The 12,858-nt window shown below is 45.1% G+C and carries 11 protein-coding genes and 1 other annotated feature; of the genes, 3 read left to right on the top strand and 8 right to left on the bottom strand.

Annotated elements, in window-relative coordinates:
- Nucleotides 1–21 precede the first annotated feature (21 nt).
- The 4 genes from prsW to ACKTT9_RS14605 form a co-directional block, all read right to left on the bottom strand.
- The gene (gene prsW, locus ACKTT9_RS14620) at nucleotides 22–717 is read right to left on the bottom strand and encodes a glutamic-type intramembrane protease PrsW (protein WP_127451210.1); all 696 of its coding nucleotides are present in this window, start codon (nucleotides 715–717) and stop codon (nucleotides 22–24) included.
- 95 nt (nucleotides 718–812) lie between these two features.
- Nucleotides 813–2,315 carry a DnaB-like helicase C-terminal domain-containing protein gene (locus tag ACKTT9_RS14615; RefSeq protein WP_407872141.1) on the bottom strand — a complete coding sequence of 501 codons (1,503 nt, stop codon included), beginning with the start codon at nucleotides 2,313–2,315 and terminating at the stop codon, nucleotides 813–815.
- Nucleotides 2,316–2,447: 132 nt separating this feature from the next.
- Entirely contained in the window at nucleotides 2,448–3,053 is a 606-nt protein-coding gene (locus ACKTT9_RS14610) for a genetic competence negative regulator (protein ID WP_127451207.1), read from the bottom strand.
- A gap of 246 nt (nucleotides 3,054–3,299) precedes the next feature.
- On the bottom strand, nucleotides 3,300–3,644 hold the full coding sequence (locus ACKTT9_RS14605; RefSeq protein WP_407872140.1) for a hypothetical protein: 345 nt from the start codon (nucleotides 3,642–3,644) through the stop codon (nucleotides 3,300–3,302).
- Nucleotides 3,645–3,809: 165 nt separating this feature from the next.
- Here ACKTT9_RS14605 and ACKTT9_RS14600 point away from each other — a divergent pair, with 165 nt between their 5' ends.
- The gene (locus ACKTT9_RS14600) at nucleotides 3,810–4,667 is read left to right on the top strand and encodes a polysaccharide deacetylase family protein (protein WP_407872139.1); all 858 of its coding nucleotides are present in this window, start codon (nucleotides 3,810–3,812) and stop codon (nucleotides 4,665–4,667) included.
- A 57-nt stretch (nucleotides 4,668–4,724) separates the two neighbouring features.
- On the opposite strand, the gene ACKTT9_RS14595 is transcribed toward ACKTT9_RS14600, so the two are convergent.
- Entirely contained in the window at nucleotides 4,725–6,383 is a 1,659-nt protein-coding gene (locus ACKTT9_RS14595) for a stalk domain-containing protein (protein WP_407872138.1), read from the bottom strand.
- Between the two features lie 305 nt (nucleotides 6,384–6,688).
- Nucleotides 6,689–7,300, bottom strand: coding sequence for a CPBP family intramembrane glutamic endopeptidase (locus tag ACKTT9_RS14590; RefSeq protein WP_157319975.1), 612 nt, complete (start codon nucleotides 7,298–7,300; stop codon nucleotides 6,689–6,691).
- Between the two features lie 89 nt (nucleotides 7,301–7,389).
- Here ACKTT9_RS14590 and ACKTT9_RS14585 point away from each other — a divergent pair, with 89 nt between their 5' ends.
- On the top strand, nucleotides 7,390–8,310 hold the full coding sequence (locus tag ACKTT9_RS14585) for a hypothetical protein (RefSeq protein WP_157319974.1): 921 nt from the start codon (nucleotides 7,390–7,392) through the stop codon (nucleotides 8,308–8,310).
- 77 nt (nucleotides 8,311–8,387) lie between these two features.
- Here ACKTT9_RS14585 and ACKTT9_RS14580 read toward each other — a convergent pair whose 3' ends face one another.
- Nucleotides 8,388–8,711 (bottom strand): rhodanese-like domain-containing protein, encoded by a 324-nt coding sequence (locus tag ACKTT9_RS14580; protein ID WP_246068971.1) that lies wholly within the window; start codon nucleotides 8,709–8,711, stop codon nucleotides 8,388–8,390.
- A gap of 238 nt (nucleotides 8,712–8,949) precedes the next feature.
- Nucleotides 8,950–9,182 (top strand) — a binding site (T-box leader).
- 73 nt (nucleotides 9,183–9,255) lie between these two features.
- Here ACKTT9_RS14580 and serA point away from each other — a divergent pair.
- A complete protein-coding gene (gene serA / locus ACKTT9_RS14575; RefSeq protein ID WP_407873041.1) occupies nucleotides 9,256–10,836 on the top strand; it encodes a phosphoglycerate dehydrogenase in 1,581 nt (526 codons plus the stop codon).
- Nucleotides 10,837–10,961: 125 nt separating this feature from the next.
- Here the strand turns inward: serA and ACKTT9_RS14570 are convergent, their stop codons facing one another.
- Entirely contained in the window at nucleotides 10,962–12,857 is a 1,896-nt protein-coding gene (locus ACKTT9_RS14570) for an ATP-binding protein (protein ID WP_407872137.1), read from the bottom strand.
- Nucleotide 12,858 lies beyond the last annotated feature (1 nt).

The raw sequence follows: 12,858 nt of genomic DNA, 5'->3' as shown, positions 1-12,858 counted from the left end.
TACAGTCCAGTATTGCCCAAATTAACTCATTTTAATCTTCTCATCTGCTGATGCGACGCGTAGTGGGGAATGCGCATTCGCCCGGTCAACCCGCCAAATCGTCCGAATCCATAGAAATGTCATAACCGGAATCATGACCCAGATCCAGTTGGATTTGAAAAAGAGCAAAATGTAATCAAACAATCCATGCCAGAAGATGGGCAGCAGAAGCGAGAACCACAGGTACTTTTGGGCCTTGTTAGGAACGAATTTGGCTTTCCCCAAATAATAACCCATCATAACCCCGAACAGCGCATGCGCCGAAACCGGCAGCAAAGCGCGGATCATTAGCGCGGAGAAGGATGCTGCATTTAAAAATGCGTAAATGATATTTTCTAATGTCGCGTAACCCAAGCTTACCGCAACCGCGTATACGATACCGTCATACGGTTCATCAAATGCTTCATGTCTGAAGATCAGATGATACAGAACGAACCATTTCATGAACTCTTCAATGCCCCCGGAAAGGAGAAACGATGAAATAAAAGTTCCCTCGCCAAATTCTTGAACCAAAGCATTTTGAAGCACCATAGTTGGGTATACAAGCAGCACACCAAATAAAAACATGCGGATAACCAAATGGATGGGTTCCGTTTCGTATTTATCTTTTAGATAAAAATAGGCAAGCAGTGAGAGGCCTGGGGCTACGGCTGCAAGAACAATCGGTAGTATTTGCAAATGCGGCTTCCCCCTTATGCTAGAAGTTATGAAGTACCCTCAGTACAGTCATTTTATATTCCATTATAGTCATTTTGAAATGACTTTTCTATGATTTATTCCGTAAAGAGTGCGCAATCATTATGGAAAACAAGAGGGATATTCCCTATTGTGCCATTTCGGTTTTTGGTTAATGCAAGCGATATCGCCTGCCCGCCCTCCACATCCGATGCTACAGGCTGCATGATCATCACGACATCGGCGGAAGCCTGCACCCGGTCTGGAACGTTATCTTGACCTAACTCCAGTGCGGTAGCTGCGATAATCGGGCAATCCCATTCGCGGGACCATTGTTTAAGCGTAAACGCGATAGCTGCTTGCTGCTGCTGCCAAGTTAATGCCGCCGCGGTTTCGCCCATTGGAATTCGTTGCAAATGATCAATGAAAATGACGGGTTCTTTGCCCACGATCACGGCGATTCGCTCAATATTTGCAGCTACTTGATCCAGCGTTGTACTCATCGTACACTCAAGCATCCATAGCATTTTACTAATCTTGCCGTACTGCTTATTCGCCTCAGCCACTTGTTCGGGATCAATTTTTCCTCCAAGCACTTTCTGCGGCGCTACACCGATAATCCGCGCAATGCTGCGGGACCACAATTCGAAATTCGTCATGTCCCAGGAAACAAATATAACCGGCGTTTCTTCAAGTGCGATATGATCAGCCATTTGTTTCAGCAGCATGCTTTTGCCAATTGATCCTGACCCTGCAAGAAGGTACAAACCGTTGCCAAATCCGCCGAATAGGAGCGTGTCCAACTTATCAAAGCCCGTTCGAATCGAGGCTACTTGCCCGCGGAATCTTTTCATATATTCTTCCAAATAAACCGTACTATTCTTGATATCCGGCGCTACAGGAGCCAACATAGCCTCTTCAACAGATTGATTCACGAGCCCCAGGAGAGCTTCAACCGGGTTCTGCGCTCTGATGAACAGATCATTGATGTCCCGAATAGTCTCTGGTAAGGAGATAATGTAGGTTTCGTTCCCCTGCTCTCTCAGAACAGATTCAATCCTTGTAGACTCTCTCCGTCCGTACTCATCATTCCCCATGCAAATATAGACGCGTTTTCCCGTAAAAAGGGAGAGATGATGTTCTTTGAATATCCCATAATCCGGCACACAAACAGCCGGGACTTTGGCCTGCGTAAGAGAAAGCACATCGAAAATGCCGCTGCACAAAATAACTTCATCGGAATCTTCCAAGGCGGAGTAATTAAAAAGGTATTGATCAACCCCGTACAAAGCCTTGTATTTTGGTTCCTTATTGTCAATTGAGCGTCCGATTAAGTCGACAATCTCACCGTCGTAATTTCGGATTGGCAGGATCACTCGATGCTCAAAATAATCGCCTAACTGATTCTGATCGACATAGAACCCAATTTTTCCGATTTCAAAACCGATCCGGAATAATTGAGCGGTCTCCTCGGTGATGCCCCTTTTTTGCAAGTACAAATAGGCTTCTTCTCTCATCTGTTTCTGGTAATAGCTAAGTAAACTGTCCAAATCAACCGCTGCCAATGTTGGCGCCAGGCGTTTATGCTCTAAGTTCGTCATGATTTTCTCCCCCATCGTCTCTTCACAAGGATGCAAAACCACTTTCTATCCAATTAAAAAAAGCATCAACAAAAACGGTTGTTTTTGAAGATGCTTGTTTCATTCAACAACAAAAGAAAAAGAGGAAGGCCTTTATTTAAAGTGCTGACAGAGCACCTTCACGGCGTCATCGGCAATAATCGTCTTCCCATACTCTTCAAGCACCGCTTGTGTGACGGAAGCAGCTTCCCCGAATTCGGACAGGACCGCGATTAACGCTTGGTACTTCGTATCTTCAAGGTCAACAGGTTCTAGTTGTAAAATATATTTCCCTTTGTAGGAATAAAGGGTACCGCCTTCAATAAGAAGCGGATTGATTACTTTGGAGACACGCAGCAGATCTTCAAAATCACGGAACGCATAGGAGACTAAATCGCTTTGTTCAAGCGTTACTTCCATCTCATACACTTCTTCAGCTTCATGATCATCATACGAATCTGAATTCGCATACAAATCAAGCTTGCCTCTTGTTACAATGACAACCATTCCCTGGGCTGGCAGTGCAAACACCTCAACAGCTAGAGGTCCGGACGGGTCAAATCCGAGCTCTGAATAGGCTTGATCCATCATTTCACTGAATAGTTCGTGTACTTTGGGGATTTCTCTCCACATGTCGTCCTTTTGAATTCCGCGTTCAGTTAAGTCATCGAATGTTAGGAAAATCCGTATCTTATCCTGACTTAAGCGTTCTATTTTCATGATAGGATCCTCCTTTGAGCCTTCCGATTGGAAAGCTTGCATCGAAAGCATGGTCATCTTATTAAAACAGAATATGATAAAAAAATAAAAATGTGAACCTTGAAGTAAGATTTGGACAAGTATTCTTTTATCGTTTTCACCTACCATGTTAACACTATTTGATTCCAATTGCACGCGCAAGTTATGTATAAAAGAAAAAGCACAGCCGGCCCCGTGGGTTTGCCTGACTGTGCCTGCTGCGAGAATTTATTGAATTGTCGACGTATTTTCTTTGTTGGCTTGCAAAATTTCGTTAACCGTTACACTCAAATGCGGATCTTCTTTCACGATTTTTTCCACCTGGCTGAGCCCTCCGCTTGAGTTTGCGCTTGAGTTAGCACTCGAATTGGCGCTTGTACTTGAGAAATTCCGGACCGGTGAATCGCCAAATGATTTGCTCGCAAAGGTATCTTTCGCCTTATCCACTACCTTCCCCATCGATTCACTGGATGAGCTGAACGCGGAGAACAACATGGATTTACTTTTGCGATTCAGGTATACGACCGCCGCTGCTCCGGCAATGCCACCTAACAAGAAAGTACCTATTTTCATTGAGTCTCCCTCCATGTTAATTTAGTATGAATCCTTCATAGGTTGCGCGAGTTGAAGAAAGGGCATACGCTCAAACAAGAGGAAAACAAAGGAGATATGTTCTGGAAGAAATGTGGTACTATAAGGAGAGACATAAGAAGTTAATTTGCCTGAGGAGAACGAGAAATGACTAACAAAGCCAGTGTCCTGTTGATCAGCATGATAATATTCCTAACGGCCTGCAGTGAAAGCCAACCGGCCAAGAGCCCAGTTTCCACAGCCAGTGCGACACCAACAATGGCAGCTACGACTGCTGCTAGCCCTACTCCTACGGCGGCACCTACCCAAACTCCGGCTCCTACACCTACGCCGGAGCCAACGAAAGCAGTCCCGCAAGAAGTGAAGAAGGACTATCATATGAACAAAAATTATGATATCGTCCCAAATGACCCTAACGGAAACAAAAAAATTATTCTCCTGACTTTTGATGATGGACCCAAAGAGCAAGAGATGAATCAATCGTTAATCAATATTCTCAAAAAACATAACGCGAAGGCGATTTTCTTTTTCAACGGCTACCGGATTAAGCAAAAACCCGAACTCGTTAAGCTCGTCCATGAAAGCGGAAATGTCATCGGTAACCATGCCTGGGATCATGACAATATGAAAGACATGCCGAATGCCAAAATTGATCAGCAAGTGGACGATGTTCAAAAAGCGATTACAGACTTGACGGGGCAAGCTCCTCAATTTTTTCGTCCGCCATTCGGTTCAGGCAATGACTATTTGAAAGCCAAAATCAAAGCTAATCATATGCTCTATATGACTTGGTCAAACGGTTCATTGGATTGGGAAATGACCAATCAAAAAAATGATCCGAACAAGGTCATTGAGAATGTCATGAAGCAGCTGCATGGCGGCAGCAATATTCTGATGCATGAATTGCCTTGGACGGTCAAAGCCCTGGACACTCTCCTGACGCAGTTAGAGGAGAAAGGGTATACGTTCGTCGATCCCAATGCCATTGAACTCGAAATGCGCTAAAAAAAGAAGCTTTGCAGCCCTCTTTCCTAACACAAAGGGCATGCAAAGCTTTTTCTATTAATAGCTGATATTGACCGTTTTCGAGCTTTCCACATAGGTAACTTTCGCTCCAAGCGCTTCAGACAGCAGGCGAACCGGGATCATTGTTGTTTCATTCACCAACTTGGCCGCGGCCCCGGTTTGATGCTCCACCCCGTTCAAGCTATACGCATCACGGTTCGTATAGAACATGATCGTTTTGTCTTTTTTCTTATAAACCGCAGCCTTGAGCTTATCATCCCACTCGACCGTTGCACCTAGTGCCGCGGCAAGATCTCGAATATAGAGAAACGAAGTACCCTCTTGAATATAAGGCTTCTGTTTCATCGTATATGGAATGAGGTCAAGAACATATTTATCGCCGGACAAGGCAAAGGAAACGGTATGATTTCGATTTAGCCCGAAATTGCCCATTTGCAGGACATAAGAAGCCGGATCACTATGCAGTTTTAGCACACCTAATCCTTCGCGCGGCTCTGTGCGGAATGTCCATTCCTTGTCGTAAGACTTGGTGCTGCCATCCTTCATCGTTGCTGTCAGTTTAACTTTCGCTTCATAGGTCGTATCCAACGTTAGCGGCTTAGAAGGCATCAAGATAACCTCTGTACTCAAATGATCGTCTGTGCCTGGTTCGTTCTTCAAGAGGCTGACAGCACGGCCGTTTTCATCCTTTAATTCTGCCTCGTCCAAACTCACATTCTTCACGTCCGGCCCATTGATTGAAGCCATGATCGGATAACCGACCGGATAGGCCTCTTCAGCATGAATACGAATCGGATCTGGCGTTTCATGTCCATCAAAGACAGTTGGCACATAAACGTCGTTGCTTCCTGGCGAAACAACAAGTTCAGGTGCTGCTCCATCTGAAAATCCAAATTCAATCACATGATAGGCTCCTACTCGATAAACACCAATTTCGATGAGACCAGGGACCATGAATGGCGTTCGATGATAAGGCGCATCAAACAAACTATCAATGGCTTCAACGAGCGAAACCTGATTGTAAGCAACATCCTCGCTGCTCGCACGAGCGTATCCGATAAATTGCGAGCGTTCTCTTAACGACTTTCCGATATAACCTGGCAGCGCCGGATCCTCATCATGCAGGGAAACTGCCGTTTTGATCGGATCGATTTTGTTTTGCGACAAATATTGCGCATGCTTCTGAGCCGCTAGATTCAGGGCATCACTGAATTTTACTTGGGGCAAGCCCATTTTGAGTCGATAATCATTAATCGCCTGCAAGCCATCTTGCTGCTCCTGACTTGTCTCCGAAGATAGCTTGGCAGCACCTTGTACCACGGTAAAACTCCAATTCATTTGAACAGGATCATAACCGTCAAATTTAAAAGACAAACGGGCTGAATACGTGCCAGGTGCCAAATCTTCTTTTGGTTGATATACATATTTAACAGAAACAGGATCGTAAGTAGCTTGCACTTCCTGATCATTGAGATAAAAATGATAGCTGTCTGGCGTTTTCCCTTCACTTAACTCTAAATCCACCCCGATATCCGGTCTCAATAAGCCTACATTTCCCTGCGGATAAGCCAAATACCCATAGGAAAACGCGTAAGACGGCTTTGACGGCCAAATGAAACTGGATAATAAAACAAAAAGCGCAGCTATTATTTTGACAGAAGTAGTCCATTTTCTTCTCGCTTGAATCGCATTCATTGCAACTAAATCCTCCCATGACAAAATGAGCCCATAAAAAAGAAGCTATGAATCTATCATAGCTTCTCTATTTACTTAACACAAACTTAACTCAACTGGCAGATTTTACGAATAGTTCTTAATCCCCCATATTGTTAAACTAATGACAAGAATTACAAATAACCACAGCAATGTAACATAAAAAATTTGGGTCCATTTTCCCCGTTCAGAGGGATGCACTGCTTTCCGCGGCGGTAAATAGGTGTCATCTTCCTCCATTTCAATCGTCCTTCGTTGAGAACGAGAAGGCATTTTTCCCTCTGCATTCATGTGCTCTGTTCTTCCTCCTCCTTACCAAAACGAAGTATGCATCCCATGACAAAGTCAATGATGAAATGGGCAATAATAGGCGTCCAGAGACTCCCGGTTTGTAAATAAATCCAGCCGAGGCCGTAGCTTATACTAAACACCATCCCTGTCATGAGCCAATGCTGCAAATAGCGGATATGAATCGCCGCGAACAATATACTGGTCCAATAAGGGCCCCAGGCATGCTGAATAGCTCCGCGAAAGAGTACTTCTTCGCATATGGCAACAATAAATGAAATGAGCGCGATATGCCAGATCGGACGCCGCCCGAAAATCATCTCATTGATTCCGCCGTCATCAGACACTTCTTTGGGCACCCACCTTGAGATTAACATATCAATCCCAAGAACGGCTATTGCAAATAAAGTCCCCCAAATCGGGATTTTCCAACCGCCCTGAATCGTGAACATGGAAATAAAGTTATGATTGCTCTGAAAAAAAATGATGATAATTCCGATAATAAGCGTAAGCACTTGGGTTATGTACAGATTGAGCAGTAAAGTTCGGTCATTGAGATCATTCACATCGACTTTTCCGAAGCGGATATTCTTAAAATCGAATTTTTTCATAGATGCAGCCTCTTTCCTCACATATTCCCTTTTATACCTATTTCACCTATACTAAGTTAAAAGAAAAAGAGAGAATAAGGAGCTTGATTATGGATAAGCGTCTTACCCGCACTGATTATTTATTTGCCCTCATGTTTATCTTTATGCTTGTTTGTATCCTTGGCGCCTTCTTCTACGGATTGAAAATCGGGCAGGAAAAATCGGATCAGAAATACGAGAAAATATTGCACGCTGACAAAGCGGTTGCTCAGGAATATGGAGCCTACGACCAGCAAGTTCTCGTTTCTTATTACCATACCATCTTTTTGCCCTTTAGGGAATTTCAGAATAAATGGTTTGAATTAATGAGTCAAATCGAAGCCGGCAATTCAACCGTCGATGCCTCGGCCGTTCTCAAAGAATTGAGCAAGCTGGCTGACGAGAAATATACCGCCCTCCAAAGCAAAAATATGCCGGCGACCTCGCCGCTTCTCGTCCAATCGCATCAAGGATATCTCAAGAGCTTGAAGCTCTTTGCGGATACGTTGAAAGGGTATCAGAGCAAAGCCAATGGGCTAAGCGGACCACAGCTGCTTGATGCTATTCAAAAAGATGCTTATTTCGTAGAAGCCAAAACACAAGCGCTAACAGCTCAGAAAAATTACTTTGATTCTATTGTTGCTTGGAATGGCACAATCGATCCTGATATTGAAAACTTCGACCCTAACAATAATGCGAACTTAGATCAATGGCGTGCAATGAATCTAAATGTCAAAAATCTGTACATCACAGCAAAATTGCTGAAAAACAAATCGTTTGCTCCCTTTTACCCACAGGATTTGACGATTCGTATAGATGAATTTATCGCCTCCGGAGAAGCCAAGAAACTGAACGTGAATGATGTCAATCAAACGATGGACCTTCTGCTTAGTACGAATGCCGTTCGATCCGGCGATTTTGTGAAAGGCAAAGCCAAATGGTATGCGAACGAACCGCTGCCACAGCTCCCGTTCTTCTCGGATGTCACTTAAACGAATACATAACATGAGCAAAAAGGAGTTAAGCGGCCTCAAGGTGCTTAACTCCTTTTTGGTGCCAATAATGAAGCTCAGTCGTATTGAAATCCACGTAGCATCCCAACTGCTGCCATTCCACCGTCAACATTAATAACGCGCTCTATGCCGTTCTCTTGCAAATACTCAGCAACCCGATAGCTGCGCACGCCATGTGCACATACGAGATAAATGTCCTGATCTTCAGGCAGTTCGCCTAAACGATGGGGGATTTGTCCCATTGGGATCAGTTTGGCTTCATCCAGATGATAATAATCCCATTCATGGGGTTCCCTCACATCGATAATGATGCTATCCTTCAATGTCTGTTGATCCAACGCTTCAACAAACTTCTGCGGGTGAATACTGGCAATCTCCACTATAGCACTTCCTTTCTTACCTGCTGCAATGCAATACCTATTTATCCAGTACAATAGCGAAATTCGTAGTAAAATTCAAGCAAAAATACCATTGCTTTCTGAGGATCCTTGCTTTAAAATAAACAAAAATGCTTTCGCATCGTTGTCAAATATGGCTTTCATGTGAATTTGATGAAAATGATTCGACATGTATTGACACGATTTCAACAGCATGGTAATCTAATGAAAATTCTATCACAGTAAAGCGTTGACGGAGCCAAGCAAGTAAAGTAGTTTTCAGAGAGCCGATGGTTGGTGCGAATCGGTAGCGAACATTTTGCGGAGCACTCCAGAGTTATTGCATTGAACGAAAGTAGATGCAATCGGAACAGGAACACGTTACAGTTCCAGGTCGCAAGACCGATTGAGGCTTCTCATGCGAATGGGCAGCGAACTAGGGTGGTACCACGAAAGCAATCTCTCGTCCCTTTGGATATAGACATCCGTGTCTGTTCCGGAGGGTTGGGAGTTTTTTTTATGTTCATATTCTAAGGAGGTTCGAATGATGTACAAAGTTCTAGTATCCGATCCAATTAGTGACATGGGAATTCAAATGCTTTATGATGCAGCTGACGTTGAAGTGGTAAAACAAACGGGTCTATCCGAAGATGAGCTTGTTGCCATCATTGGCGAATATGATGCTCTCCTGGTTCGCAGCCAAACGAAAGTAACAGAGAAAATTATGAGTGCGGGGTCAAAATTAAAAGTAATCGGCCGCGCTGGTGTAGGCGTCGACAACATTGATCTCGAAGCTGCAACAAAACGCGGTATTATTGTTATCAACGCACCAGACGGCAATACAATTGCAACTTGCGAGCTTACTTTTGCCATGATGATGTCTACAGCTCGTATGATTCCACAAGCCTATAAGAAAACAGTCGGCGGCGAATGGGACCGCAAATTTATCGGTGTTGAGCTTCGCAACAAAACACTCGGTATCCTCGGGATGGGACGTATCGGAAGCGAAGTAGCAAAACGCGCGAAAGTATTCGGCATGGAAGTTATCGGGTATGACCCGTTCTTGACAGAAGAGCGCGCTGAGAAACTGGGCGTAAAACTTGGGACTGTAAATAAAATCGTAGCTAAAGCTGACTTCATCACGGTTCACACACCACTTACGCCAGAAACACGTCACTTAATTTCCAAGCCTCAATTCGAGATCATGAAACCAGGCATGCGCCTGATCAACTGTGCTCGCGGCGGAATTATTGACGAAATGGCGATGGTTGAAGCTATCGATCAAGGGATCGTAGCTGGTGCTGCTTTTGACGTATTCGAAGTAGAACCTCCGCAGAAGGATCACCCGTTCTTGAACAATCCAAAAGTAATCGTAACTCCTCACCTTGGTGCTTCTACGATTGAAGCGCAAGAAAACGTGGCGATCGACGTTTCTGAAGAAGTTCTTCATATCCTGCGCAACGAGCCGTTCAAAAATGCGGTTAACTTGCCGCCAGTACCGGCAAATGTTTTGAACAAACTTCAACCTTACTTCGGACTTGGCGAAAAGATCGGTTCCATTCTGGGTCAAATCGCGCAAGGCGCTGTATATGAAATTGTCGTCAATTATGCAGGCGATCTCGTTGATGTAGATACAAGCCAATTAACTCGTTACATTGTTAAAGGTGTTTTCGAGAACCAATTGGAAGGCATCAACATCGTCAACGCGATGCACTTGGCTAAATCACGCGATGTGAACATCGTTGTTCAAACTTCAAATACATCCAGCTCTTTCACAAACCTTGTAACAGTTACCGTAAAAACAAAACAAGAAGAAAAAACGCTTGCTGGAACTTTGCTTTCCGGTTATGGCGAACGTATCGTACGTATCGATCAATATCCGGTTGACTTCTCTGCTGAAGGAAACCTGCTGCTTATCTCCCACAACGATAAACCAGGGATCATCGGTCGCGTAGGAACACTGCTTGGAAGCAACAACGTGAACATTGCAACGATGCAAGTAGGTCGTAAAGTGATCGGCGGTTCCGCTATCATGGTTCTGACAATCGACAAATCGGCTCCTGCTGAAGTGTTGGCCGAACTGTCGACCCAAGCCGAAATCGTGAATGTTCGTGCGCTTAAAGTATAAACCACTCGCTTAAAGGTACAAAGTGTTTCACGAACAACAAGATTTTGTCTGAATATTCTACAAAATGAAAGGCGTTTGCTGTGAGTTTTCACAGCAAACGCCTTTTTTGTGTCGAATTTGTGACATTAATTGGGTTCACAAGGCAGTAAAATCGTGAACGTTGTTCCTTGCCCCAGCACACTTTGGGCTGTAACGATTCCGAAATGTGATTCTATAATATTTCTAACGATGGCAAGACCCAAGCCTGTTCCTCCCGATGAACCGCGCGTACGGGCTTTATCGGCTTTGTAGAACCGTTCGAAGATGAACGGCAGGTCATTGGCAGGTATCCCCTGCCCCTGGTCGGAGACCTCAATGCGAATTGCGGGCTTATTCTTATACTTAGCCCGCTCTGCTTTCACGGCAATACTGGCCCCTGAGGCCGTATGCCGGAAAGCATTATCGAGCAGGTTCGTCAACACCTGCTCGAGCCTGTCCTCATCCCCTCGTTCGAGGATGAGGGGCTCATCTGGCAGCGCCATGCTTAGCGCGATGCCACGCTCTTTGGCCAGCACCGAAAATTTGCGGTGCATGCGCCGGATCAGGGAGTCGACTTCGACCTCCCTGAATACCAGCTCGAGATGGCCGGCCTCCATCCGCGCCAGATCGAGCAGGTCACGGACGAGGCGCCCCATGCGGAGCGATTCGTCGTGGATGACCTGCACAAGCTCCATGCGCTCTTCCGGCGTGGTGGGGATATCATCCAGCAGGGCTTCGCTATAGCCCTGCAGCATCGAGATCGGCGTACGCAGCTCATGCGAGACGTTCGCCACAAAATCTTTGCGCAGCTTGTCGAGGAGCTCTTCCTCCGTCACATTACGGAGAACCGCTACCGCGCCGCGCACCTCTTCGCTTTGCTCGCTCATGTATAAGGGCGTCATGGCAACAGACCATACGCCGTTCTGCACATGGAGCTTGGTTGCGGCTTCCGATGATTCGTCCACAACCGCCTCAAACAGCGGGATCAACGGGACGGGAATCGGAACCAGGAACGGATTGCTGTAGCTGGTCAATCCCCAATCACCAAGCGCTGTATCCGGCTTACGGTAGCGTTTGGTTTCCTCATCATCCTCCGACCACTCGATGGTGCTCCACTCCTGCACGATTTTCTCCCCTTGAGGATTCGTCAACATAACAGACCCATTCGCATCCAAGGTGATGACCGCATCAGTCATACTGTGCAAGATGCTGGATAAGTGCTCTTTCTCTTGGGATAGCTCACGGATGCTTTCCTGCATTTTCTCTCCCATATGGTTAAACGTCTTTGCCAATTCACCGATTTCATCCTTGGAAATAATAGGAACTCTGGTCCCGTATTCTCCTCTGGTGATGAAATCCGCCGCTTTTTTCAACTGCTGAAGCGGTCTTGTAATTTTGGCGAACAGGAAGAAGGCAAAAAAGGTTGTCATCAGAAAACCAACAATGGATACGTAAATAAACAATCTAAGCATGTAAGACTGTGTCGCTTCGAGAGATTGCAAGGATTGATAAATAATCGTCGCTCCGGCGATGCTGCCCTGCAAATTTTTCAGCGGAACAGCTACAACCAGATACTCTTCACCGGCTTTTAAACGGCCAATTTTGGACTTGTTAATTGATTTGTCAATGGTTTCACCGGCAAATACACGCTGCAGTTCAATATCCGTGTACAGATCCCTGGCGTGGAAACCGCCTAACGTATTTCCTAGAGTGGATGGCAACGTCATTTCCTTCATGTCCTTGGAAATCACCAGCATTTTCGCATCCTGGAAACCTAAAAGTTCATTGCTCAACTGATAAAACTGTTCATTATACATATGATGAGAGGCTTCTTCTGAGAAATTCCGAGCAAGCTTCTCGATATTGGCGGTTTGATCCTTGGCTTGGGAGAAATAATTTTCCATATAATTGACAAGAAAAAGACCTAGTATGAGCAGTACTACCCCAACTAGGCCAATGATGGTCAACCAAAGCTTACCTACGACGCTTCTGAATATAAACACG

The sequence above is a fragment of the Paenibacillus sp. P36 genome (assembly GCF_045866505.1).
Taxonomy (GTDB): Bacteria; Bacillota; Bacilli; order Paenibacillales; family NBRC-103111; genus Paenibacillus_E; species Paenibacillus_E chondroitinus.
Note: the sequence above shows the minus strand (reverse complement) of the source record. Positions and strands in the feature narration are given on the sequence as shown.